This is a genomic window from Frankia alni ACN14a, assembly GCF_000058485.1.
Taxonomy (GTDB): domain Bacteria; phylum Actinomycetota; class Actinomycetes; order Frankiales; family Frankiaceae; genus Frankia; species Frankia alni.
This window is the reverse complement of sequence record NC_008278.1, coordinates 1,659,482-1,683,192: the sequence shown is the minus strand read 5'-3', so window position 1 is coordinate 1,683,192 and position 23,711 is coordinate 1,659,482. Positions and strand designations below refer to the sequence as shown.

Below are 23,711 nucleotides of genomic sequence, written 5' to 3'. Positions count from 1 at the left end.
CCTCCGGGGGATAAGCTCAGATCCACGTGGTCCAGTCCATCTCGTCGGCGTGTGCCCGCCACGGGAGCCGGGCTCAGTCCAGACCGTAGTACTCGATAACCGCGTGGTGTGCCGGTCGCCGATCCGGCCGAACCCGGCGACGCCTCGGCGTCCCCCGCCGGACGCCCGCCGTTCACCCGCGCACAGGCGCCGGTCACCGCCAGCCGGCACCATGGGGATGCGGTCGCCGCGGTACCGCCCCGACCCGCCCGTACGAAGCCGGGACCCGCCCACCCGGCCCGAACCCGCCCGGCCCGCCCGACCCGCCCGATCCGCCCGATCCGCCCGATCCGCCCGAAGGAGGACACCCGCATGACGCCGACCAGGCTCGCAGCGCCGACCGCGGGCCTCGATCCCGCCCGCCGGGCCGAGGCGCTGCGCCGGATGCGCACCGAGATGATGGACGTCGCCGTGATCGGCGGCGGGGTGACCGGCGCGGGAGTCGCGCTGGACGCCGCCACCCGCGGCCTGTCGGTGGCCCTCGTCGAGGCCCGCGACCTCGCCGCCGGCACCTCCAGCCGCTCCAGCAAGCTGATCCACGGGGGGCTTCGTTACCTCGAACAGCTCAACGCCCCGCTGGTCCGCGAGGCCCTGCGGGAACGATCCCTCATGCTGGACACTCTCGCCCCGCACCTCGTCCACAGCGTCCCGTTCCTGCTGCCGCTGACCCACCACGGCTGGGAACGCGCCTACATCGGCAGCGGCGTGCTGCTCTACGACACCCTCGGTCAGGGCCTGGCCCGCATCGCGCCGGGCAGCGACGGGACCATGCCCCACCACCGGCACCTGAGCCGCAAGGCGGCGCTGCGGGTCTTCCCGTCCCTGCGCTCCGACGCCCTCGTCGGCGCCATCCAGTACTGGGACGGCCAGGTCGACGACGCCCGGCACACCCTGTTCGTGGCGCGGACCGCGGTGCGCTACGGGGCGCTGCTCGCGACCAGCGCGCGGGTCACCGGCCTGCTCCGGGAGGGCGACCGGGTCGCCGGCGTCACCGTGAGCGACCTGGAGTCCGGCGACGAGATCGCGCTGCGTGCCCGGCAGACCATCAACGCCGCCGGGGTGTGGACCGACGAGATCCAGTCGATGGTGGGCGGCCGGGGGCGGCTGTCGGTCCGGGCGTCGAAGGGGGTGCACATCGTCGTCCCCCGCGACCGCATCCACGGCGAGACGGGGCTGATCCTGCGCACCGAGAAGAGCGTGCTGTTCGTCATCCCCTGGGGCAGCCACTGGATCATCGGCACCACCGACACGGACTGGAACCTCGACCTCGCCCACCCGGCGGCGAGCAGCGCTGACATCGACTACCTGCTCACCACCGTCAACCGGGTGCTGCGCACCCCGCTGACCGCGGACGACATCACCGGCGTGTACGCAGGCCTGCGGCCGCTGCTGGCCGGCGAGTCCGAGGACACCTCGCAGCTGTCCCGCGAGCACGCCGTCGTCACCCCCGTGCCCGGCCTGACGATGGTCGCCGGCGGCAAGTACACGACCTACCGGGTGATGGCCGCCGACGCCGTCGACGCGGCGGTGGGCGGGATGAACCGGGCGGTGCCGGCGTCGTGCACCGAGAAGATCCCACTGCTCGGGGCCGACGGCTTCCCCGCCCTGTGGAACGCCCGGGAGAGCCTCGCCCGGCGCGCCGGGCTGCACGTCGGGTGGATCGAACACCTGCTGCACCGCTACGGCACCCTCGCGGAGGAGGTGCTGGAGCTCGCCGGGTCCCGCGCGGAGCTCGCCCGGCCGTTGACCGGGGCGTCGACGTACCTGGCCGCCGAGGCGGTGTACGCGGTCACCCACGAGGGGGCGCTGCACCTGGAGGACGTGCTGACCCGGCGGACCCGCATCTCGATCGAGACCCCCGACCGCGGGGTGGAGGCGGCCCGCCACGTCGCCGAGCTCATCGCCCCCACGCTCGGCTGGGACGTCACCGCCCGCGACCGCGAGGTCGAGCACTACCTGGCCCGGGTGCAGGCCGAACGAGCCTCGCAGCGGCAGGCCGACGACGCCACCGCGGACGCGGCCCGGCTCGGCGCGCCCGACGTGCGCCTGGGTCGGGCCGAACGCCGCACCCCCGCGCCGGCAGCCGGCTGAGCGGGTTTTACTGGGCCGACGCGAGGAACGACGCCTGCATGGACACCATTCTTTGGATCATCGCGGCGATCTTCGTCATCGCGGGGGTCGTCACAATCGTGCGCGGGGGTCTCATCTACGGCATTGTGCTCATCGTCGTCGGCCTGCTCATCGGCCCGGGTGGTGTTTCGGTGTTCAGTTGAGGCCCGTGGTTACGCCCTTCGGGGCGGATGTCTGCGGCCCGAAAGGCGGGATCAGAGGCCGTATTCCTCCAGCAGGCGTAGCCACACCTCGCACACCGTCGGAAACGAGGGCACCGCGTGCCACAGCCGCTCGACCGGCACCGCGGCGACGATCGCGATCGTCGCCGCGTGCACCATCTCCTGGGTATCCGGGCCGGTGAACGTCGCGCCCACGAGGACCCGCCGGGACTCGTCGACGACGATCTTCGAGGTACCGATGATCCCTTCGCCGCGCACCGACGCGCCGGCCACCCCACCGGTCGCGACGCTGACCGCCCGAACCGTCAGGCCCGCCTCCCGCGCGGCCCGCTCGGTCAGCCCGACCGCACTGGCCTGGGGATCGGTGAAGGTCACCCGCGGGATGGCGAGGCCGTCGGCCACGTCCCGGGCGGGCTCACCCGCGGCGTCCCGGCGGCCGGTGATGACGTCGGCGACGATCCGCGCCTGGTACTTGGCCATGTGGGTGAGCAGGGCCCGGCCGCAGACGTCGCCGACCGCGTACAGCCAGCCGCCGTCCACCCCGACCGCCAGGAGACGGTCGTCGACCTCGATGAACGTGCCGGGTTGCAGGCCGACGGCGGCCAGGCCCAGGTCCCCGGTCGCCGGGGTGCGCCCGACCGCCACCAGGATCTCGTCCGCCACGACGGTGTCGCCCACGGAGTCATCGCCCATGGAGTCATCACGTACGGAGTCATCGCCCTCAGCGTGATCGCCCTCAGCGTGACTCCTCCCGCTGCGATCGCTGCCGGCGTGATCGTCCGCGGAGTGCGGCCCCGCCCCGGCGGCGAGGGTGACGGTCACGGGGCCGCGCGACGTCGCGGAGTCGGGGCGGCCGCGTCGTACGTCGACGGCCCGGGTGCCGAGGCGCACCGTGATGCCGTCCGCCTCGAAGGCCGCGCGTACCTGCTCCCCGGCGAACTCCTCCTCCCGGGCGAGCAGTCGCGGCGAACCCTCGACGACGGTGACCTCCGCGCTGCCGAGCCGGCGGAACGCCTGGGCGAGCTCCGCGCCGACGGCCCCGCCGCCGAGCACCACCAGGCGGCGCGGCACCGCGGTGGCGGCGGTCGCCGAGCGGTTGTCCCAGGGTTCGGCGTCGGCGAGACCCGGGATCGGCGGGACCGTCGCCCGGCTGCCGGTGGCCACGACCACCGCCCGCGAGGCGGTCAGCACCCGACGATCACCGTCGGCGCCGGTGACCTCGACCTGACGCGGCCGGCCGGTCAGCCGGCCGGTTCCGCGCACGAGCGTCACGCCCTTGTCGGTCAGCCACGGCACCTGGGAGTCGTCCGAGAAGCCACCGACCAGCCGGTCACGCCGCGCGAACACCGCCGCGGGGTCCAGCGCGCCGGTGACGGCCGCAGCGGCGCCGGGCACCCGCCGCGCCGCGGCCAGCACCTCCCCCGGCCGGATGAGGGTCTTGCTCGGGATGCAGCCCCAGTAGCTGCACTCACCGCCGACGAGCTCCCGTTCGACGATCGTCACGGCGAGCCCCGCGTCGGCGCACCGGCCGGCGACGTTCTCCCCGGCGGGACCCGCGCCGATCACGATCACATCCACCCGCGCCTCCAGCGCGTGCACAGCCAGCGCCTGGGCGTCCCGCGCCCGTGTGTCCCCCGCCTGTGTGCCCCCCGCCTGCGTGTCCGGATCCATGTCCGTGCCTCCCACCGTCGCAGCCAGGATCACCGCAGCCGGGGGGGCTGGCCGGGCGGTGGTAAGGGGCCCGCTATTCCCTCGACCCCGAACCGTCATCTGCCGCCGGCAGCATGGCGGGGGACGGCCCGGTCGTACCGTACGCGCGCCGACGGTGACGAGAAGCACCCGGCCCGAACGGACGGCGCGCCGCCCGTGACCGGGAGCCGCGGGGTGTCAAGGGAACAATGGCGTCGGAGCGTGAAGCAGGGCCCGGTGCGCGCAAAGCCGCCCGCACCGGGCCGCCGTGACGAAACGAGCGGGGAGACAAGATGCAGCTCGGGATGGTCGGCCTCGGCCGGATGGGCGCCAACCTGGTTCGCCGGCTGATCCGCGACGGCCACGAGTGCGTGGTCTACGACGTGAACGCCGAGGCCATCAAGGCCCTGGAGGCCGAGGGCGCCACGGGAGCGGGGACGCTCGCCGAGTTCGCCGCGGCGCTGCGTCCCCCGCGCACCGCCTGGATCATGGTGCCGGCCGGGTTGACCGGGCAGACCGTCGACGCCGTCGCCGAGCACTTCGCGCCGGACGACGTCATCATCGACGGCGGCAACTCGTACTACCGCGACGACATCCACAAGGCGGCCGAACTCGCCACCAAGGGCATCCACTACGTCGACGTCGGCACCTCCGGTGGCGTGTTCGGCCTGGAGCGCGGCTACTGCCTGATGATCGGCGGCGAGCCGGCGGTCGTGGCCCGGCTGGAGCCGCTGTTCGAGACGATCGCCCCCGGCGTCGGCGCCGTCCCCCGCACCCCCGGCCGCGCCGGCGAGCCGGTGCAGGCCGAGAAGGGCTACCTGTACTGCGGGCCGAACGGCGCCGGGCACTTCGTCAAGATGGTCCACAACGGCATCGAGTACGGCATGATGGCCGCGTTCGCCGAGGGACTCGCCATCCTCGACAAGGCGAACATCGGCCGGGAAGCCCTGGAGCACAACGCCGAGACGGCCCCGCTGGGCGACCCGCAGTACTACCAGTACGACTTCGACACCGCCGCGATCGCGGAGGTCTGGCGCCGCGGCAGCGTCGTCAGCTCCTGGCTGCTCGACCTCACCGCCACCGCCCTGCAGGAGGACCCCGAACTCGCCGAGTTCAGCGGCCGGGTCTCCGACTCGGGCGAGGGCCGCTGGACGGTGCTCGCCGCGGTGGAGGAGGGCGTGCCCGCGCACGTGCTGACCGCCTCCCTGTACGAGCGGTTCAGCTCCCGCGGCGAGGGCCTGTTCGCGGACAAGCTGCTCTCCGCGATGCGCAAGCAGTTCGGCGGCCATGCGGAGCAGCACGCTCCGAAGGCCGGCTGAGGCCGGCCGGTCGGATCAGGTGGTGTCGGCGGCGAGATCACCCACGTCACCCATGACGATCATGGGGTGGGCGGTGGGCTTCAGCCAGCGCAGGATCGACGTCAGCGCGTCCTGCTCGACGGCGACGCAGCCCCGGGTCGGCGACCGATGGTCGACGTGCAGCCAGATGTCGCCGCCGACCTGGTCGCCCAACGGCCGGGTCGGGTCCGACGGGGGCAGCCCGGGCAGCCGGTTGTAGTCGATGGCGACGACGTAGTTGAAAGCGTCGGCCATCGGCTGCCCCTGCGGCGCCGCCGTCCGGTAGAACGCCGGCCGGTACTCGTAGGGCATGCCGGTGCCCGGATCGGGCAACCGGCCGCCGGCCGCCGTCAGGCTGAACACCCCGATGGGGCTGCGCAGGTCGCCCTCACGGTGGGTGAAGGTCCACCCGTTGGCGCCGTTACGCCCGGTCAGCGGGGCACCGAACGGCTCCCAGGGGGCATCCGGGTCCGCACGCTGCCACAGCGTCACGTTGTTGGTGTTCGCGTCCCGGTCGGCACCGGTGGCGACGATCACCTGAAGGGCGTCCCGGGGAATCTTCGCCGACATCACCGGCCCGATACCGGGGATCGCGCCCGGGGCCCCCGCCGCGCCGTTCGCGCCCTCGACCCGGCTCGGCCGCACCGGCTGCGCGCCCGCCGCCAGGGGCGTCGACCCGGCCGAGGCGGTGGCCGACGCCGACGACCCCGCGTCCCGCTCCGAGCCGGGACCGCCGAAGTGGACGGCGCCCGCGGCGCCCACGACCAGAGTCACGCCGGCAGCCGCGACGCCGACGGCGACCGACCGGCCGCGCACGGAGCCCGCGCGCGGCCGGATTCGGTGAGGCCTGCTGCGGTGATCGGCCATGTCTGCGGCCTCCGGAACGACGCCGCGGGCGGGACGGCGTCGCGCTGTCGAGAGCCGACGCTCCCGGCGGCGACCGCGCCCGCGCCACCGGGGTGCGACCAGGGCGCACCGGTCACGACGATACGGATCGCCTCCCGCGCTTCGGTGGGGTACCCCGGTGGACTGCCCCCGTCATCCAGCCACAACACCCGAACGCTGGGTGACATCGGGAATGCACCCCGGACGGATCGTCCGTATCCGCGACGCACTGCTCCACGCCGCCCCCACGGGGCGGTCCCGAACCCACCCGGAACGCAGGCAGAGCACCGGACGGACCCGCCGATCCACGCGCCCCCCACGGCCACGACGAGCGTTGGATCACGCCCGACCGGGTTACGCCCGTCGCCGATAGACGCGGCTCCGAGATGCGCAGAGTCGATTGCGGTACGTTCTGGTCATTCCACCGCGACAAAGCGTGCGCACCGCACCGCACCGCAGTGCGCGCATCAGCTCGCGGCACCGCCCTCGGCAGCCACCGACCCGGCCCGCCATCGCTCGGGCCCCCACCGAATCAGGCCCGACGATCGTGCTCGACGGCTTCCAGTTCCACCGCATCCTGGCCACTCCGCGGCGCCCGGAGGGGACCGACCGTCCCGATCCCGTCCCGCCCGCGCTGTTCGCCGCGCTCGTGGGCGCGCACGCCGAGCTGACCTCGCTCGGCCCCAGCCCGGCCGCGCCGGGCGTCGCCGTCGCCTGGCTGCGCGGGCCGGGCGAGGCCCACATCCGCTTCCTCGCCGGCGGCCGGCCCTACTTTCCCCCGGGCACCATCCCGGCGGCCGCGGCCGCCCCGCCATCCCCGATCGGCCCGCCATCCCCGATCGGCCCGCCGCCCCTCGACGGCCCCGACGGATGGCCCGAGGGCGGCGGCCTGCCGCCGGGCGACGCATGGCCGGGCTCGCAGGACGGCGGGCTGCCGCCACTCCCGCCGCTTCCCCGGCCGCCTCGGTCCGCCCGCCCCCGGCCCGCGTCGGCGCCGCGGGCGGCCGGACCGGCCCCGCTGTTGTATCCACCCGGGTCGACGGCCGTCGCGCTGGCGCCCGGTGCCGTCCTCGACGACCTCGCCCGTTTCCCGTACTGGCTGCGCTGCGGCGGCAGCCCGGACGCGTTGTGGGCGCCCGGACCGGGCGGGGAGGGCGGCAGCCAGCCTCCGGCCGGCGCGCGGCGCGGCTCGTTCGACGACTACGCCGCCCATCTCGTCGGCCCGTTCGCCTGGCTGGTGCTCGCCTGGCCGGTCACACCGCACCGCCTCGCCGAGGAACGCGACGCCCTCGCCCGGAGCATCCCCGCGCTGCGCCTGCGCGAGCACGACCAGGACGCCCGGCTCGACCTGGAACGGGCCGAGCGCCGCCACCGGGAACTCGGCCGCGCCGCGGCCAGCGGGATGTGGGACGTCGAGATCCTCGTCGGCGGGGCCAGCAGGGCCGGCGCGTTCTCCCTGGCGGCGCTGCTGTGCAGCTCCAGCGATCTCGACGAGCTGCCCTACACGCTGCGCCCGCTGGGCCCCGCGACGTCGTTCGCCGGCGCCCGGGCGCCGCGGCCGGCGGATCCCGCGGACGGGGCGGAGCGCAGCCCGTTCCGGGCCGGCGCCGAGCTGCTCGCGGCGCTGGCCCGACCGCCCGGCCGGGAACTTCCGGGCATCACGCTCATCACCCCGCACACGTTCGACGTGACGCCGGAGGGCCCGGACGGCAGCGGGCCCGCGGATCCCCGCGGCGCCCCCGGGGCGGTGCGGCTCGGTGACGTCCTCGACGCCGGCTGGTCGCCGGCCGGCACGCTCGCCGTCCCCCGGTCCACGCTCAACCGGCACGCGTTCGTCTGCGGAGCCACCGGCTCCGGCAAGTCGCAGACCGTCCGGTCGCTGTTGGAGTCGTTGGCCCGCGCCCCGGCGCCGGTGCCGTGGCTGGTGCTGGAGCCGGCGAAGGCGGAGTACGCGCGGATGGCGGGCCGGCTGGCCGACCTGGCCGGACCGCCGGACGTCGGGGATGCCGCGCGGCCGGGTGAGGTGCTCGTCATCCGGCCGGGCCGGCTGGACGCGGCGCCGGCGTCGCTGAACCCGTTGGAGCCGGAGGCCGGCTTCCCGCTGCAGAGCCACCTCGACCTGGTCCGCGCGCTGTTCCTCGCCGCGTTCGAGGCGCACGAGCCGTTCCCCCAGGTCCTGGCCCGGGCGCTCACCGTCTGCTACCGGGACCTGGGGTGGAACCTGGTACTCGACCGGCCCGAGCCGCCGTACCGGCCGCGGTTTCGCGTCTACGGGCCGGACGCGGACGACCCCGTCGAGGTTCGGCGGCGCTACCCGACCCTCGGCGACCTGCAGCGAACCGCCGCCAGGGTGGTCGAGAACATCGGCTACGGGGCGGAGGTCACTGCCGACGTCCGCGGGTTCGTCGACGTCCGCATCGGCAGCCTGCGGGAGGGCAGCCCGGGGCGGTTCTTCGAGGGCGGCCATCCCATCGACATCGGCGCCCTGCTGACCCGCAACGTCGTCATCGAGCTTGAGGACATCACCAGCGACCAGGACAAGGCGTTCCTGCTCGGGGCGGTGCTCATCCGCATCGTCGAGCACCTGCGGGTGCGGTTCGGGGCGGCCGGCGCCGGCGGGCTGCGCCACGTCCTCGTCGTCGAGGAGGCGCACCGGCTGCTCAAGAACGTCACCGACGGGCCGGCCGCGGCCGCGGTGGAGCTGTTCGCCTCCCTGCTCGCCGAGATCCGCGCCTACGGCGAGGGCCTCGTCGTCGTGGAGCAGATCCCGGCGAAGATCCTGCCCGACGTCATCAAGAACACCGCGCTGAAGGTGATGCACCGGCTGCCCGCCGCCGACGACCGAGAGGCCGTCGGTGCCACGATGAACCTGCGCCCGGAGCAGTCCGAGGCCGTCGTGGCGCTGCCGGCCGGGGTGGCCGCCGTCAGCGTGGACGGCATGGACCGCCCGGTGCTGGCCCGGATGGTCGCCGGCGACGCCCGGGAGTCGCCGCACCTCGCCCGGTACGACCGGGTCCCGCTGGCCGGCCGGCGCAGCCTGCACTGCGGCGCGGCGTGCGCCGTCGGGCGGGCGTGCACCCTGGAGGAGACCGAGACCGCGGCCCTGGCCGCCGACGACGCCCGGCTGGTGCTCTGGGTCGAGGCGGTCGCGGCCCACCAGGTGATGGGCTTCGCGCACGTGCTGGGACTCGCGCCGTTCGCCCCCTCGCCGGCGCTGCGCGCGATGCTGGCCGCGCAGCCGCCGCGGCGGCTCGACTGCCTGCTCGCGCACGCCACCGACCGGGCCACCGACGCCCGCGCCCGGCTGTTGCGCCCGTCCGTCGACGCGGACGACTTCGCCGCCGCGCTGCGCGCCACGCTGCGCCGACTGCTGGTCGGGCCGTCCGCGTCCGCCGACGCACCGGTGGACTCCCGGCGGTTCACCGCGGGCGTCTACCGCTGGCAGGACGTCCGGCTGGCGCTCGGCGAGGCCGTGCGCCGGCAGGGTCCGGACGCGGGCCCGCATCCGCTGACCGCGTCCTGGCAGGACCGCGGCCTGGCCGTCGCCGGCGCCACGATCGGCGAGCAGCTCGCCTGGCTGCGCGCCAGCCCGGTGTACGCGGGCGGCGAGGACCAGGTCAGCGTCGGCGACGTGACGGCGAGCGGGCTGGTCGACGCGGTGCGCGAACTCGCCGGCGGGACGGACGCCGGGGCCGTCGCGATCGCGCTGGAGCACGCCTGCGCCGGGCCCGGCCTGACGGACCTGGTCGACCAGATCGCCAACCTCGTCGAGACGGGCCCCGGCGGGCCGCTGGCCGGGCCCGAGGCGCCGGAATCAGCCGCGGCCGGCCGGTGAGCGCGTGGCCGGGTCATCAGGAGCCGGGGAAGTCCGCCACCGGGACCGGCACGCTCGTGGCGTTGCCTCCGGCCACGTCGAACAGGGTGAGCTGGTACGTCGTGTACTCGATCGACGTCGACAGGTGCCGGGTCGAGAAGTCCACGCCGCTGTCGAACTTGTTGAACGAGCACCTGCGGGTGAACCGGGCGGCGTCGGTGTCCCAGTCCTCGCCGAGGGTGTAGAAGACGTCGAAGTGACCGTCGGGCAGCCCGTCGACGGTCGTGCTGCTGCCGGCCCGTACGAAGATGTTGCGCACCCTCGCGCCGCCCTCGGTCAGCTTGACCACGGCGTCCTGGGACGGCGGCGCCTCGACGGTGACCTTGCCGTAGCCGCCGCGCCGGCCGGGGCCGACGCTGCCGTTGTCCGGCCGCCGGGTCTGGTCCGGCTCGCCGGTCGGCAGGAACGCGCCGACCCGGTACGGGTGGGCCGGGTCCGCCGCCGCGAGCGCCGCGACGGCCAGCCGGGTCAGGTGCGCGCCGTTGCCGGCCGACGCTCGCCGCCCGCCCGAGCTGCCGGTGCACACCACCTGCCGGTCGGCGTCGGCGCGCAGGCTGTCCAGGTCGGCGCCGAGCGCGACCAGTGCGGCGACGAGCTGCCCGTGCGCGGCGCGCGCCGGCACCGGCGGGTCGGTGCCGGCCAGGGTCGTGCGCTGGGTCGTCAGGTCCGTCTCGGCCGTGCGCAGCGCCCCGGCCAGATCGGTCGGCGTCTGGGCGCCCGACACCGCGGCGAGATCCGGGGTGAGCGCGGCGTCCACGCCCGTCAGCACCTGCTGGTAGGCCTCGGGGGCGACGCCGGTCGGCGTGGGCGCGGGGCGCGGTAGCGGCGCGGGCGCGATCGTGCCGGCGGAGGCGGTCGGTACGCCCGTGGCCCCGTCGCCCCCTCCGCAGGCGGCTGCCGTCCCCAGCAGCGCCACCACGACGACACCGATCCCGACAACCCGCCGGCCGTCCCGCACCATCAGCCATCCCCCGTTCGATGTCGAGGCGAGCCTAGAAAGGTTCGCGCTCGTGGCTGGCCGCATCGGCGGATCTCACCGACGCCCCACGCCGGGCCCGACCGGGCTGGCACCAGGTGGCCTGCGGCAACGGCTCCGAGCCGGCGACGGGCTGTCGGGAAGCCGACAGCCCGCGGGCCGCGGGCCGCGGGCCGCGGGCCGCTTCGCGCCGGCCGTTCCCTGGGGCGTACGAACCAGCCGGTCTAGGCACGCGGGCGACCGACCGGCCCTCCGGCGAGGGCCGGCGCAGAACGCGACAGAGTGGACACCAGGCGCCATACTGGAGACGGAGGGACCGAGGTTCGCCACGCGCTGTGCTCGCCGTCGACGGCGCCGCCGCAGGCCGGGCGGCGTCGGGCTGGCGGGCCAGGTCCGACGATGACGCGACTGGCGGGGGTCACGATGGGGGGCGCAGCCCTGACGGCGGCGGAGGCCCAGCTCATCCAGGGGCTGTTCGTCCCGCGGGAACGCTGGGGGTGGGAGTTCGTCGACGGCGGCCCGGCGACGCCGAGCCCGCTCGCCGACGATCGCCCCGTCTGGACGCCACCGGCGCTGCCCGACCTGGCCGAGCTGGCCGCCCGGCGGAGCCGGTCGATCCGGGCGCTGTGGAAGCGGCTGCCGGTGCCCGGGGCCTTCGTCGTCCTTGGGCTTCTGCTGGCGTCCGAGGGCGGGCTGTTCTTCGTGCCGGCCGGGTTCGCCCTCGCGCTGCTCGCCGGCCTGGCTCCACTGGTGCGCCATCGCCAGTTGGTGCGCGCCCGCCGCCGGACGGTGACGGCGACGGCGAGCGCTCGCGCCGCCCACGAGCAGGCGGTGGTCTCCTGGCAGGCCGAGATCGACGCGCACATCCGGGCCGACGAGCGGCGCCGGGAGGCCGCCAGCGCCTTCTTCCCCATCGTGACGCCGGCCGCGACCCCGCGGGTCGACGTCTTCGGCGGTGACGGCAACGGCTGGGCCAGTCTGTTGGCCACCGCCGGCTGCTCGGTGCTCACCGGCGGCACCGGCATCCTGCTGGTGGACCTGAGCGAGCGGACGGTCGGCGGCGGGTTGGCGCGGCTGGCCGGGCAGGCCCGCTGGCCGGTCGAGTCCTGGGACCTGCCCGGCCAGCTCGACGAGGTCGCGCTGCTCGACGGGCTCGGCCCGCGGGAGGCCGGTGAGCTCGTCGCGGACGCCTTCGGCCCGACCCGCGAGGGCGATCAGGACCATCACCGGCGGGCGCTGCACGCCGACCTGGTGACCACGGTGGGTCAGGTCCTCGGCGAGCGGCTGACCTTCCGCCGGCTGGCCGAGGGCCTGCGCGTGCTGGAGGGTCTCGACGACGGCACGGCGGCCGCGGCGTTGTCGACGGCCGAGGCCGGCGCGCTCGTCGGCCGGATGAACGCCTTCGGCCGCGGCGAACGGATCCCCGACGAGCTGCGGTACCTGCGTTCCTCGCTGGAGGCACTCTGCCCGCCGGACGCCTCGGCCGCGGCCGCCGCGCGGGCGGCTGTGGGCGGCGGCCGGGGTGCCGGGGGTCTGCGCCGGCTGGCCACCTGGTGGCCGGTCCAGGGGCTGCGGGTGCTGGCGACCTCCAGCCGCACGTCGTCGACGCACCACAAGGAGCTCGCCGACCGGCTGGTCATCCAGGCGGTGCTCCACCAGCTCCGCCGCCGCGAGCTCGCCCCCGCCGCCGGGCGGGACATGCTCGTCGTCGCCGGCGCGGACCATCTCGGTCGACCGGTGCTGGGCGGCCTCGCCCGGCACGCCGAGATCGCCGGGGTGCGCCTCGTGCTCCTCTTCGAGCGCCTCGCCGACGACGCCGAACGGGTCCTGGGCAGCCAGGGCGGGTCAACGATCATCATGCGGCTCGGCAACGGCAAGGACGCGACGACCGCGGCGGAGTTCATCGGCCGCGGTCACAGGTTCGTCATGTCCCAGGTGACCACGCAGGTCGGGCGGAGCTTCACCACCGGCGACAGCGACAGCGTCGGCTACTCCGACGGCACCTCGGACACCACCGGCACCAGCGGCGGGTCGAGCCGGACCTACGACCGCACCCGCCTGCTGCCCTGGCTGCAGAACACCTCGACGAACACCGGCTGGCAGGAGTCCGTGACGACGTCACGCTCGCAGACCTGGCAGCGCACGACGAACACGTCGGTCAGCGACTCGACGAACGACGGCAGCACCACCCAGCGGGTGTACGAGTTCCTCATCGAGCCCACCACCGTGCAGACCCTGCCGACCACCGCCTTCCTGCTCATCAGCCCGGTCGACGGGCCGGGCCGGGTGACTCCGGGCGACTGCAATCCCGGCACGGTGCTGCTGCCCCGGGTCTCACCGGTGGACCGCTGGTCGGCCCGGGGTGCGGCCGGGGCCGCGGGGGCGCAGCCGGCCGGCCGGGCGCCGGGTGCGGTTCGCCTCGCCGTGCCCGCCGCCCCGTCGGCGCAGCTTCCGGTCGGGGGGTGGGCGGGCCGGACGGACGGGGCCCGGCCGCGTCCAATCGCCACCGCGACGTCCGGGACCTACCCGGACCTCGCTGCGGCCGCGCAGGAGTCGGCCTACCGGCTGGCCCCACCGTCCCCGCGGCCCGGCCCCCCCACCGGCCCCGCACCCGCCGGCCCCGGCCCCGGGAGGATGACCGGCGGCTGGGTGCCGATCGGCGAGCAGCCGGCGCCAGGCCCGTACCCGCCGGCTGGCGGGTACGGGCGGCCCGTGGCGGACCCACCGGCCGACGGGCGGCCGCGCGACGACGGGCGGCCGCCGCGCAGGGGCCGGCGGCGCCTCGGCGAGCAGCCGCCGAACCCTGCGTGAATAGTCGACATTCCGTGAACAGCTAGGTGCTTCAAGTAGTTATCCACAATTGGAAAAAGACGCTGGCCCAACAGAAGAACAACCGTCATCGTCTTCTCATGGCCCATAACCCTGGCCGACTCTCCTGGCAGGAGATCGCCACACCGCAGGCCGGCGTGATCACGATCCGCGACGCGGTCGCCGCCGGCCTCCCCCGCACCGAGATCCGCCGGCGCCTCGACGACGGCCGCTGGCGGCAGCCCTTCCGCGGCGTCCTGATCACCGACGTCACCCCCACCGCCGGCCCGCAGCACCTGTGGGCCGCGGTGCAGGCCATCGGGCCGGAGGCGGTGCTGGCGGGCGGATGCGCGGCGGCGCTCGCCGGGCTGGTCGGCCATGACCCCCAGCCGGTGACCGTGCTCGTCCCGACCGACCGCCGCGTCAGCGCTCCGCCGGGGGTGCTGCTGCGGCACAGCGCGCGCCTGAGATCCAGCGAGATCGACCCGCTCCGACTGCCCCCGCGGACCACCCCGGCCCGCTCCCTGATCGACATGGCGGAGTGGGCCGCGTCCCGGAGCCTGGCGCAGGATGTCCTCGCCGACGCCGTGCACCAGCAGATCGTCACCGTCCGCGGCCTGCGCGAGGCGTTGTCGCGGCGCGGCCCGATCAGCCGCCGCACGCTGATCGCCGAGACGCTGGATCGACTCGGTGCGGACGCGCCGCACCTCACCGAGATCATGTTCCGCCGGATCGAGCGGCGGCGCGAGCTGCCCCCCGCGGGCTACCGGGTCGAGGGTCCGGCGGACGAGCCGACCTCACGGCTCACCGTGCGTTATGAGCCGTGGCGGGTGCGCGTCGAGGTCGCGGTCGAACCGACCGCGAAGCAGCCGGTCACCCAGTGTGGTTCCGGTCAGGACACCCTGATCCGGCTGCCGGCGCACCTGCTGCGGACCGCACCGGACGACGCGGCCGAGATCGTCGCCGGGGCCCTGCGCGAGCGGGGCTGGGTGCCGCCGACGGATCGCCCCCAGCGGGCCCTGGCCTCCTGACGAGGCGGCCACCGCCCGCAGGCGGAGGGGTTGGCGGCGGCCTGATCTTGCCGTAACTTTGAGCGAACGTTGCGGGAGCTTCCACCCGAGGAGGCTGAGAGGGCGGCTGGGCAGAAGCCCGGCGCCGCCGACCGCCTGAACCTGTCCGGGTAATTCCGGCGTAGGGAGTGATGGCCGTGGCGCGTCGGGCTCGGATCGTCTCCATCCGTCGCGGGCGGCCGCTGCCGTGCCCGCCCATGTTCACCCGCCCCGCGCCGCCGCACCGTCCCCCGGCACCGCCCCCCGGCGCCATCGACCCGGGCGGCCCGACGGCGCGCTAGGGTCCCGCTCCGCCGGCGGGGGCGCTCTCGCGGTCCGACCGGGCGCCGGGGGCACCCCGTCCCCTTCCCGCCACCGGGCGGCGCGCAGCGGCGGCCCGCGCCGGCGTGGCAGCGCCCGGCCGGGTGCAGGCAGCCGGGGCCGTCGGCGGTCACCGGCTCCGTGCAGGACAGGCCCGCCTCACCGGTTGGTCGCCGCCCGGCCGGTCCGCAATCCACCGATCGCCGCGGACCGGTTGCCTCCGGGCCGGCCGCGTCGGACCGGTTGCCGCGCGGACGGTTCGCCGCGGCGCTCGTCCAGGCGCCCGCCGCCCGACACTCGGGGCCGGTCCACGAGTGGCCCCGAGTGCACCGACACGCACCTGCTGGCAGCCGCCGTAGGACAGCAGCACCGCAGCAGAGAGGAGATGTCGTGTTCGCACGCCGATCGGTCCCGCCGACGGCCCCGGCGCCGGAGCCGGCGCCGGGCGATCCCCGCCGGCCGGCGGGGCCGGGTGTGGAGCTGCGTGGGGTCGCCAAGCGATTCGGCGACATCACCGCGGTGGCCGGCGCGGACCTGTCCGTTCCCCCCAACGGCCGCCTGGGCGTCGTCGGCCCGAGCGGGTGCGGCAAGTCGACGCTGCTGTCGATGATCTGTGGGCTGACCGGCCCGGATGCCGGCACCATCGACGTGCTCGGCGCCGCGGACGCGCCGGGGCGGCTGGCCCGCTGCGCCTGGATGCCCCAGCGCGACCTGTTGCTGCCCTGGCGCGGGGTGCTCGCCAACGCGCGCATCCCGCTGGAGAACCAGGGCCTGACCCGCCGGGAGGCGTCGCAACGGGTCAGGCCGCTGCTCGACCGGTTCGGCCTCGCCGAGTTCGCCGACCACCGGCCGGCGCAGCTCTCCGGCGGGATGCGCCAGCGGGTCTCGTTCCTGCGCACGGTGGCCGCGGACAAGCCGGTGCTGCTGCTCGACGAGCCGTTCGGCGCCCTCGACTCGATCACCCGGGCGGACCTGCAGGACTGGCTGCGCGCGATGCTCGCCGACGAGCCCCGCACCGTCGTGCTCGTCACCCACGACGTCGAGGAGGCGCTGCTGCTGTGCGACCGGGTGGTGGTGATGTCGGCCCGCCCCGGCCGGATCGTCGCCTCCGTCGACGTGCCGCCCTACGCCGGCACCGGCGCCGCGGCGCGGCGGGCCCGGCTCGCGGACCCCGCATTCATCGCGTTGCGCGACAGCGTCCTCGCCCACCTGGAGAGCGCCCGTTGACCGCGATGCGGTTGTGGCCGAGCGTCCTCGTCGGCATCGTGCTGCTCGGCGCCTGGGAGTTCGTCACCCGGGTGCTGCACGTCGAGGAGTACATCCTGCCGGCGCCGGACCAGGTGGCGACGACGCTGGCCGACCGGTGGGACAGCACCCTGCGCAGCGCCACCTGGGTCACCGGGACGGAGATCGTCCTCGGCTTCGCCCTCTCGGTCGCCGGCGGGCTCGCGCTCGGCTGCGCGCTGCACTTCTCCGCCGCGGCCCGCCGAGCGCTGTACCCGTTGCTCATCGGCTCCCAGACGGTCCCCGTCGTCGTCCTCGCCCCGATCCTGGCGATCATCTTCGGCTACAGCATCACCCCGAAGCTCATCCTGGTGGCGCTCATCTGCTTCTTCCCGGTGGTGGTCGGCACCCTCGACGGCCTCGCCTCGGTGGATCCGGAGCTCGTCCGGATGATGCGGACGCTGCACGGTCGACGGGTCGCCATCTTCACCCGGGTGGAGTTCCCGGCGGCGCTGCCCTCGGTGTTCACCGGCCTGCGCCTCGCCGCCGCCTACGCGGCGACCGGCGCGGTGTTCGGCGAGTACTCGGGCGCCTCCGACGGGCTGGGCCACGTGATGCGCCAGGGTGTCCCCCAGCTCCAGTCCGCGCTGGTGTTCGCCGCGATCGTGCTGCTCACCGCGATGTCCGTGGCCCTGTTCGCGATCGTGAACGGCGCCGAACGGCTGCTCGTCCCCTGGCACCGCAGTCCCACCCGAGAAGGGAACCACCGATGATCTCGCCGAGCTCCCGCCGGCTGACCATGATGGCGGCCGCACTCGCCGCCGTCACGCTCGCGGCCGTCACGGCCTGCGGCTCCGACGGCTCGTCCGGCGCCCAGCGCCGGGCCACCACGGTGCTGCTCGACTGGGAGCCCAACCCGGACCACCTCGCGCTGTACTCGGCGCAGGACGCCGGCGACTACACCGACGCCGGGCTGAACGTCACCCTGCGTTCGCCGTCGGATCCGTCCGACCCGCTCAAGCTCGTCAGCACCGGCACCGTCGACCTGGGCATCTCCTACGAACCCGAAGTGGTCATCGCCGGGGTCGAGAAGCTCGACGTCGTCGCCGTCGGCGCCCTCATCCCCACCGCCCTGAACTCAATCATGGCCGTGGGTTCGGCCGGCATCACGAAGCCGGCCGACCTGGCCGGGGCCACGGTCGGCACCTCGGGGCTGCGCACCGACGAGGCCTTTCTCGACGCGATCGCGAAGGCCAACCACTTCGACCCCGCTGCGATCCACCGCGTCGACGTCGGCGCCGACCTGCTGCCCGCCATGATCTCCAAAAAGGTGCAGGCCACCCTCGGTGCCTACCGCAACGTCGAGGGCGTCACCCTCGCCGACCGCGGCCTGGCCCCGAAGATCATCCCGGTGACCGAGGCCGGGGTGCCGCAGTACGACGAGCTGGTCGTCGTCGCCCGGCGCAGCCGGCTCGCCAGCGACCCGGCGTACGCGACCCTCGTCCGCGACTTCCTGCGCGCGACCGCGGCGGGCAACGCGCGAGCCCTCGACGACCCGGCGAAGGCGGAGAAGACGTTGTCGGGCGTCGCCGACGGGTACGACCCCAAGCTGCTGCCGAAGATGGTCCAGGCGACGGCCCCGCTGCTGCGCAACCCGGCCGGCTTCGGCCGGATGGACACGGGCGCCTGGACGTCGTTCATCCGCTGGATGCACTCCGAGGGACTGATCAAGGCCACGGTCCCGACGGCGGACGTCGTCACCAACGACTACCTGCCCAAGCCGTGACCGCGGCGCAGGGCACGCCCTCGCCGCTGTTCAGCGCGCGACTGTGGGCGTCCACCGAGCCCGTCTACGAGGCGATCCTGCGCCATCCGTTCCTCACCGGCCTCACGGACGGCACCCTGCCGCGGGCCGCGTTCGCGCACTTCGTCATCCAGGACGCGCACTACCTGCGGGACTACGCCCGGGCCCTGGCCGTCTGCGCGGCCAAGGCGCCCACCGAGGACGACGTGCGGGCACTCGCGAACGACGCCGCCGAGGCGGTCGCCGCCGAGCAGGCCATGCACGTCGACCTCCTCGACGCGCTCGGCGGCCCCGCGCCCGGTGACCCCGCGCCGGGTGGCACCCCGCCGGGCGGCGTGGCGACGGTGGCGCCGACGACCCGCGCGTACACCAGCTACCTGCTCGCGACCGTCTACGGCGGCTCGTTCCTGGAGGGGCTCGCCGCGGTGCTGCCGTGTTACTGGATCTACGCCCGGGTCGGCGCGCGGCTGCTCGCCGACTCCTCCCCCGACCCGGTGTACGCGCGGTGGATCGCCGCCTACGGTGATCCGGCGTTCCAGGCGGTGGCGGACCGGGTCGTCGCCCTCACCGACCGGGTCGGCGCATTCGCGTCGGAGCCGGAACTGGTGCGGGCCGCGGACCACTTCGCGGTGACGGCACGCTACGAGTGGATGTTCTGGGACGCCGCCTGGCGCCGCGAGACCTGGCCGATCTGACCGGCCCCGGCCGCGCGGCGGAAGCCCGGCTCCGGCGGCGAGCAGCGCGGGTGCCGCCCTGCCGCCTTCCCTCGGCGGCCGCATGCGGTGCGCGGGCAGCATTGCGGTGCGCGGGCAGCATTGCGGTGCGATGTGCACGATTCGCGGGCTCCGACCGTGCACAACGCACCGCAATCGGCCCCGGCCCGGGCTCGGCACGCGGTCGTGTGGTTGTCACGCTGATGCCGTCGGCCGCGACGGGTCGGCCAGCGGAGGTTCAGACCTCCTTGCGGGCGATCACCAGGTAGGTGCCCGCGAAGCCGGCGCCGTGGACGTAACGGCGGGCGAGCCGGTCGAGGAGCCGGGCGGTGATCAGCAGGGGGCTGACCACCGCCATCATGGCGCCCCAGGCCACCAGGTGGGCGGGCCCGGCGGCCTGGCGCAGCCAGGGCATGGGACGCGGCGCGATGGCGGCGACGACGAGCAGCAGGGCGGCGGAGAGGTCGCCGAGGCCACGGCTGGCGGCGAACCGCACCAGCACGGGCCGCAGCCCCCGGTCCTCCAGCGCCGCGAGCAGGTTGTCGACGGGGATGAGATGCGCCCGCTCCGGCACCGCCCAGCCGGCCCAGAACCGGCCGAGCCAGCGGGCCTGGTGGCACTCGGGGTTCGCCAGCTCGCACAGCATGTGGCCGCCGGGCGGTAACGCCTTGGCGACGGCGTCGAGCTCCGCGGACGGGTCGTCGGCGCGTTCCAGGTAGCCGAACATGCTGATGACGTCGTAGCGGCCGGCGACCGCCTCGACGACGTCGGGCAGCCGGCCGTGGTGGGCATGGTCGAGCCAGCCGCGCCGCAGGCCCTCGTCCAACCCGGCGAACGTGTCGACCCCGTCGAACACCGTCGCCGGCCACACCTCGCGGGCCGCGTTGGGGAAGTGGCCGTAGCGGGAGCCGACGTCCAGCCAGGTGCGCGGGACGGTGAACGGGCGCACGGCGGCGGCCTGCCCGCGGCGGTCGCGGGCGATCACCGCCAGGGCCTGCTCGGCGATGCCGGTGCGCAGGCCGTCGTACCGGTCCCGGTCGTAGAACTCGCGGCCGGCGGGACTCAGCCCCGGGTTGAGGAACACGTGCCCGCAGCGCCGGCAGCCGTCGAGGCGGAACCGGCCGGGTTTGCGCAGGAACATGTCGGGCGAGTCGAGCCGGGTGGCCAGCTCCACCGAACCGCACCACGGGCAGTCCGCCCGGGCGCGGCGCAGGAACCGGGCCAGGCCGGCGCGGACGTCGCGGCCGTAGGAGGCCCGGCTGGCCGCCGTACGCTGCTTCGCCGCGTGCTTGACCGGATCGGCGGGCAGCCCGGCGGCCTTGGCCTCGGCGGCCCGCGCGGCCTGCGCGCGACCGGCGCGCACCGAGTCGATGACGAACAGCAGCCCGCTGAGGATGCGCACGATCGGGGAGCGGATCAGGTCGCGGGGGGACAGCGGCACCCGGCCGGCGCAGACGAAGAACGGCTGGAACCAGAACAGCGCCGTGGCCGCGAGTCCCCACGGCCGGTTGACGTGCACGCCGATGGCGGTGGCAAGCTGCGGCACGAACGGGAAGAGCTGGTTGCGCCGGGTGAACCGATAGGCCCGCTGCTGGACCCGCACGCGCATCGCGGCGTCCTCCCGGGCCGCGCGCAGCCCCGGGAGGACGGCGAGGTCGGTCGACCCGGACGCGAAGGTCTTCAGCCGTTCGGTGATGTCGACGAGTTCCACCGGGTCGAAGCCGTCGCGGCGGGTGATGCCGGCCCGGTCGAGGATCTCCGAGCGGACCAGCAGCGCCTGGAAGGCGCCGCGGCCGGGCACGCACCGGTCGGTGCGGTAGGTGCGGGTGTCGACCATGCGGGCCAGGTCGAGGGCACGTTCGACGGTGAGGTCCGCGGGCACGAGATCGAGGACGTCGAGTTTGTCCCGGCTGGCGTGGTAGCTGGCCGCGCGCCGCCCGCTGTCGGTCAGCTGCACCCCGTCGGCGACGAGGAACTCGTGCGACGGGTCCACCGGCCGGCCGGAGGCGGGCACGGTCTCCAGGCGGCGCAGCCGGCCACGCAGCCGCACCCCGTTGATGAGCAGGCCGACGCAGACCAGGACCGGCAGCCAGTCGAGCACGGCGGTCAGCCCCGTACCGGCCCGACCGCGGCGCCACCACGCCGGCGAAACGTCATGCGGCGAGTTTCTCAAGCCGGTCGGCGGCGGCCGCAACCCCTCCCGCCGCGGCGAAGGCGTCGCGCAGCCGCCCGGCGGCCTGACGGTGGCCGGGCTCGTCGAGCAGAGACGTCACCGCGCCGCGCACGGCCGCCGGTCCGGCCCGGCCGAACTTGATCCGTAAGCCCGCGCCGCTGCGCACGACCTGCTCGCCGATGATCGGTTGGTCGTCGCGGACCGGGGCGACGACCAGCGGAACTCCGCGGGACAGCGCCTCGCAGACCGTGTTGTTGCCGGCGTGGCAGACCACCGCGGCCAGCTTCGGCATCAGCTCGACCTGCGGCACGAACGGGGCGACGAGCAGGTCGTCGGGGGCGGCGGCGGCCAGGTCGTCGACGAGGCCGGGCGGGGCGACGATGACGGCCTGTGCCCGTCCCGCCAGGCCCAGCAGGCCCTCCGCGGCGGCCCGCAGGAACCGCCCGCCGGCTTCCCGGGTCACCGTGCCGAGGGAGACGAGCACCGCGTCACGGTCCGGGTCGAGCCACTCCCAGGGGAAGGAGGAGGTCTGCGCCCGCCGGCCGACCAGGCTGCCGACGAAGGCGACGTGGCGGGGCATCTCGGGGGTACGCAGCAGCTCCCGCACGGACGCGACGAGGGTGAGCTCGTCGGAGAACCGCAGGTCGACGGCGGAGGCCTCGCCGACGGGCACGCCGTGGGCGAGCTGAAACTCCTGCAGCAGGTCGGCGACCCACTGGCCGAGCCCGGCCAGCACCCCGTACGGGTCGTCGAACTCGGCGGACGTCGTGGCGAGGGTGGCCCAGTGCAGCCGCCGACGGCGGGCGACCAGCGCCGCGCCGACCGCCTGCTGGTCGATGACCAGCACATCCGGGCGGAACGCGTCGATGGCCGCGTCCACGGCCGGCTCCATCGCCGCGGCCAGCGGCAGCAGGAAGTCCTCCCACAGGAACTTCAGCGACGCCGGGCCGCGCAGCGCCCGGGAGCGGGTGACGATGTCGGCGCGGTCGGCCTCGCTGAGCGTCTCCGGCAGCGCCAGCAGCGGCAGCCCCGGCGGGACCAGCCCGCCGATCACGCCCGCGTGACCGGCGACGGCGACGGCGTGACCGCGGTCGGCGAGCTCTCCGGCGATCCCCACGGCCGGGTTCACGTGCCCGGTCAGCGGCGGCACGACGAACAGGACGCGGCTCACGGCCGGCTCCTCAGCCCACCGCCGGGCGGCGCCCGGCGTTCAGGTCGGGCGGCGGCACCATCTGTGTCACCCACTCGGGCGTGGCGAAGCGCCGTTCGGTGTCACGGACGTAGGGCGGCGGGGGCGTGCGCCGGTCGAACAGCCACCAGGCCAGCAGGCTGCGCAGGTAGCCGGTGGCCTCGCGCAGCACCATGTGGGTGTGGTGCTCCAGCACGATCAGGGTGCACTCGGGGACGAGGGCGGCGAGCCCGGCGGCCTGCCCGATGATGTCGGAGTTCTCCCCGTAGACGGCGAGCACCGGAATCGGCAGCGCGGCGAGCGCCTCGGCGGAGAACGCCGGCGTCGCCAGCATGTCGGTGGCGATCGTCGTGTCGGACAGCAGCCGCTGGGCGGCCCGGGTGGCCTTGGTGATCGCCCGGCCGGCGCCGTTGTCGAGCCACTCCTCGACCTCGTCGTCGGTCATCGCGACGAGGATCTGGCTCAGCGACCGGGCCATCTCCTCGCCCAGGCCCTCGATGAGGAACGGCGGCTCGATGAGCGTCAGGCTCGCGACGCGGGCGGTGAACTCCAACCCGAACGCCAGGGCCAGCGTCGCGCCGTAGCTGTTGCCGACGACGTGCACCGGGCGGTCCACCCCGAGGACGTCGAGCAGCCCGGCAAGGTCGGCCATCGAGTCGGCGAGGCGGTAGCCGCCGGGGGTGCGCTCGCTGCGGCCGTGACCGCGCAGGTCGTAGCAGATGACGTCGCAGCCGGCGTCGGCCAGGCAGGTGCCCAGCGAGAAGTAGAAGCTGGAGATGTTGTCCATCACCATGCCGTGCACCATGACGACGATCGGCGAGTCCGCGGACGCGCCCCCGCGGGGTTCGAGCCGCTGCACGTGCAGGCGGACGCCGTTCGCGATGACCTCAGCCACGGTCCTTGCCTCCTTGTCGATGTGGGATGCCAGTCGTATGCGGGATGCCAGTCGTATGCGGGATGCCGGTCGGTCGGGACCGGATGCGCCGAGCGGCCGTCAGGCGGATCCGGCGGTCGCGGGCGCCGGCAGGCTGTCGACGATGAACCGGACGACCTCACCGACCCGCATGTTGATCACCTGGTCGACGTCCATCCTGGCGAGGAAGCCGACGAAGTCGACGGCCTCGCCGTAGCGCTCCCGCAGCCGGTCGGCGAGCGCCACGAACTCGATGCTCTCCAGCTCCAGGTCCTGGCTGAACGTGGTCTCCATGGTGATGTCCATGTCGATCACGTACTCCTCGCCGATGACCTCGCGCAGGTCCTCGGTGACCTCGCCGAGCACCCGCGTCTCGGTCTGCGCCCGGCCCGCGCCGACCGGTCCCGCCGTCCCCTGAACAGACAT

The 23,711-nt window shown here is 75.1% G+C and carries 17 protein-coding genes; 10 read left to right on the top strand and 7 right to left on the bottom strand.

The features are described 5' to 3' along the window. Nucleotides 1-351 precede the first annotated feature (351 nt). On the top strand, nucleotides 352-2,130 hold the full coding sequence (locus tag FRAAL_RS06805) for a glycerol-3-phosphate dehydrogenase/oxidase (RefSeq protein ID WP_011602756.1): 1,779 nt from the start codon (nucleotides 352-354) through the stop codon (nucleotides 2,128-2,130). A 38-nt stretch (nucleotides 2,131-2,168) separates the two neighbouring features. Next, on the top strand, nucleotides 2,169-2,312 hold the full coding sequence (locus FRAAL_RS33690) for a GPGG-motif small membrane protein (protein WP_165699166.1): 144 nt from the start codon (nucleotides 2,169-2,171) through the stop codon (nucleotides 2,310-2,312). Nucleotides 2,313-2,363: 51 nt separating this feature from the next. Here FRAAL_RS33690 and FRAAL_RS06800 read toward each other — a convergent pair whose 3' ends face one another. Beyond that, nucleotides 2,364-4,001, bottom strand: coding sequence for a dihydrolipoyl dehydrogenase family protein (locus FRAAL_RS06800; RefSeq protein ID WP_231861544.1), 1,638 nt, complete (start codon nucleotides 3,999-4,001; stop codon nucleotides 2,364-2,366). 311 nt (nucleotides 4,002-4,312) lie between these two features. Between FRAAL_RS06800 and gnd the strand changes: the two genes are divergently transcribed. Further along, nucleotides 4,313-5,338, top strand: coding sequence for a phosphogluconate dehydrogenase (NAD(+)-dependent, decarboxylating) (gnd, locus tag FRAAL_RS06795; RefSeq protein WP_011602754.1), 1,026 nt, complete (start codon nucleotides 4,313-4,315; stop codon nucleotides 5,336-5,338). A gap of 15 nt (nucleotides 5,339-5,353) precedes the next feature. Here the strand turns inward: gnd and FRAAL_RS06790 are convergent, their stop codons facing one another. Further along, nucleotides 5,354-6,130 (bottom strand): L,D-transpeptidase family protein, encoded by a 777-nt coding sequence (locus tag FRAAL_RS06790; protein WP_083866984.1) that lies wholly within the window; start codon nucleotides 6,128-6,130, stop codon nucleotides 5,354-5,356. 658 nt (nucleotides 6,131-6,788) lie between these two features. On the opposite strand from FRAAL_RS06790, the gene FRAAL_RS06780 reads away from it, so the two are divergent. Continuing rightward, on the top strand, nucleotides 6,789-10,076 hold the full coding sequence (locus FRAAL_RS06780) for an ATP-binding protein (protein WP_041938945.1): 3,288 nt from the start codon (nucleotides 6,789-6,791) through the stop codon (nucleotides 10,074-10,076). A 16-nt stretch (nucleotides 10,077-10,092) separates the two neighbouring features. Here the strand turns inward: FRAAL_RS06780 and FRAAL_RS06775 are convergent, their stop codons facing one another. Further along, nucleotides 10,093-11,076 carry a hypothetical protein gene (locus tag FRAAL_RS06775; protein ID WP_041938944.1) on the bottom strand — a complete coding sequence of 328 codons (984 nt, stop codon included), beginning with the start codon at nucleotides 11,074-11,076 and terminating at the stop codon, nucleotides 10,093-10,095. 414 nt (nucleotides 11,077-11,490) lie between these two features. On the opposite strand from FRAAL_RS06775, the gene FRAAL_RS06770 reads away from it, so the two are divergent. From FRAAL_RS06770 to tenA, 6 genes are all read left to right on the top strand, one after another. Beyond that, nucleotides 11,491-13,902: a hypothetical protein gene (locus FRAAL_RS06770; protein ID WP_231861543.1), complete on the top strand. Its 2,412-nt coding sequence runs from the start codon at nucleotides 11,491-11,493 to the stop codon at nucleotides 13,900-13,902. A 98-nt stretch (nucleotides 13,903-14,000) separates the two neighbouring features. After that, nucleotides 14,001-14,930 carry a type IV toxin-antitoxin system AbiEi family antitoxin domain-containing protein gene (locus FRAAL_RS06765; RefSeq protein WP_041938942.1) on the top strand — a complete coding sequence of 310 codons (930 nt, stop codon included), beginning with the start codon at nucleotides 14,001-14,003 and terminating at the stop codon, nucleotides 14,928-14,930. 729 nt (nucleotides 14,931-15,659) lie between these two features. After that, on the top strand, nucleotides 15,660-16,496 hold the full coding sequence (locus tag FRAAL_RS06760) for an ABC transporter ATP-binding protein (RefSeq protein WP_011602746.1): 837 nt from the start codon (nucleotides 15,660-15,662) through the stop codon (nucleotides 16,494-16,496). A 5-nt stretch (nucleotides 16,497-16,501) separates the two neighbouring features. Continuing rightward, on the top strand, nucleotides 16,502-17,266 hold the full coding sequence (locus tag FRAAL_RS06755) for an ABC transporter permease (RefSeq protein WP_041938941.1): 765 nt from the start codon (nucleotides 16,502-16,504) through the stop codon (nucleotides 17,264-17,266). Further along, nucleotides 17,263-18,279, top strand: coding sequence for an ABC transporter substrate-binding protein (locus FRAAL_RS06750; protein ID WP_041938940.1), 1,017 nt, complete (start codon nucleotides 17,263-17,265; stop codon nucleotides 18,277-18,279). The genes FRAAL_RS06755 and FRAAL_RS06750 overlap by 4 nt, the downstream gene beginning before the upstream one ends. Beyond that, complete coding sequence (tenA, locus tag FRAAL_RS06745; protein ID WP_011602743.1) at nucleotides 18,276-18,992, top strand: thiaminase II; 717 nt, start codon at nucleotides 18,276-18,278, stop codon at nucleotides 18,990-18,992. Before FRAAL_RS06750 ends, tenA begins: the two co-directional genes overlap by 4 nt. A gap of 256 nt (nucleotides 18,993-19,248) precedes the next feature. On the opposite strand, the gene FRAAL_RS06740 is transcribed toward tenA, so the two are convergent. The 4 genes from FRAAL_RS06740 to FRAAL_RS06725 all read right to left on the bottom strand — a co-directional run bounded on the left by FRAAL_RS06740 (nucleotide 19,249) and on the right by FRAAL_RS06725 (nucleotide 23,711). Then, nucleotides 19,249-21,111 (bottom strand): class I SAM-dependent methyltransferase, encoded by a 1,863-nt coding sequence (locus FRAAL_RS06740; RefSeq protein ID WP_041938939.1) that lies wholly within the window; start codon nucleotides 21,109-21,111, stop codon nucleotides 19,249-19,251. A 52-nt stretch (nucleotides 21,112-21,163) separates the two neighbouring features. Further along, the gene (locus tag FRAAL_RS06735) at nucleotides 21,164-22,354 is read right to left on the bottom strand and encodes a glycosyltransferase (RefSeq protein ID WP_011602741.1); all 1,191 of its coding nucleotides are present in this window, start codon (nucleotides 22,352-22,354) and stop codon (nucleotides 21,164-21,166) included. 10 nt (nucleotides 22,355-22,364) lie between these two features. Further along, nucleotides 22,365-23,267, bottom strand: a complete 903-nt coding sequence (locus tag FRAAL_RS06730; RefSeq protein ID WP_011602740.1) for an alpha/beta fold hydrolase — start codon at nucleotides 23,265-23,267, stop codon at nucleotides 22,365-22,367. A 99-nt stretch (nucleotides 23,268-23,366) separates the two neighbouring features. Beyond that, nucleotides 23,367-23,711 (bottom strand): phosphopantetheine-binding protein, encoded by a 345-nt coding sequence (locus tag FRAAL_RS06725; RefSeq protein WP_011602739.1) that lies wholly within the window; start codon nucleotides 23,709-23,711, stop codon nucleotides 23,367-23,369.

Excerpts from the sequence above, each read along its gene's own strand:
- FRAAL_RS06805 (WP_011602756.1), top strand. The coding sequence starts at position 352 with ATGACGCCGACCAGGCTCGCAGCGCCGACCGCGGGCCTCGATCCCGCC.
- FRAAL_RS33690 (WP_165699166.1), top strand. The coding sequence starts at position 2,169 with ATGGACACCATTCTTTGGATCATCGCGGCGATCTTCGTCATCGCGGGG.
- FRAAL_RS06800 (WP_231861544.1), bottom strand. The coding sequence starts at position 4,001 with ATGGATCCGGACACGCAGGCGGGGGGCACACAGGCGGGGGACACACGG.
- gnd (WP_011602754.1), top strand. The coding sequence starts at position 4,313 with ATGCAGCTCGGGATGGTCGGCCTCGGCCGGATGGGCGCCAACCTGGTT.
- FRAAL_RS06775 (WP_041938944.1), bottom strand. The coding sequence starts at position 11,076 with ATGGTGCGGGACGGCCGGCGGGTTGTCGGGATCGGTGTCGTCGTGGTG.
- FRAAL_RS06770 (WP_231861543.1), top strand. The coding sequence starts at position 11,491 with ATGACGCGACTGGCGGGGGTCACGATGGGGGGCGCAGCCCTGACGGCG.
- FRAAL_RS06765 (WP_041938942.1), top strand. The coding sequence starts at position 14,001 with ATGGCCCATAACCCTGGCCGACTCTCCTGGCAGGAGATCGCCACACCG.
- FRAAL_RS06755 (WP_041938941.1), top strand. The coding sequence starts at position 16,502 with ATGCGGTTGTGGCCGAGCGTCCTCGTCGGCATCGTGCTGCTCGGCGCC.
- FRAAL_RS06750 (WP_041938940.1), top strand. The coding sequence starts at position 17,263 with ATGATCTCGCCGAGCTCCCGCCGGCTGACCATGATGGCGGCCGCACTC.
- FRAAL_RS06725 (WP_011602739.1), bottom strand. The coding sequence starts at position 23,711 with ATGTCTGTTCAGGGGACGGCGGGACCGGTCGGCGCGGGCCGGGCGCAG.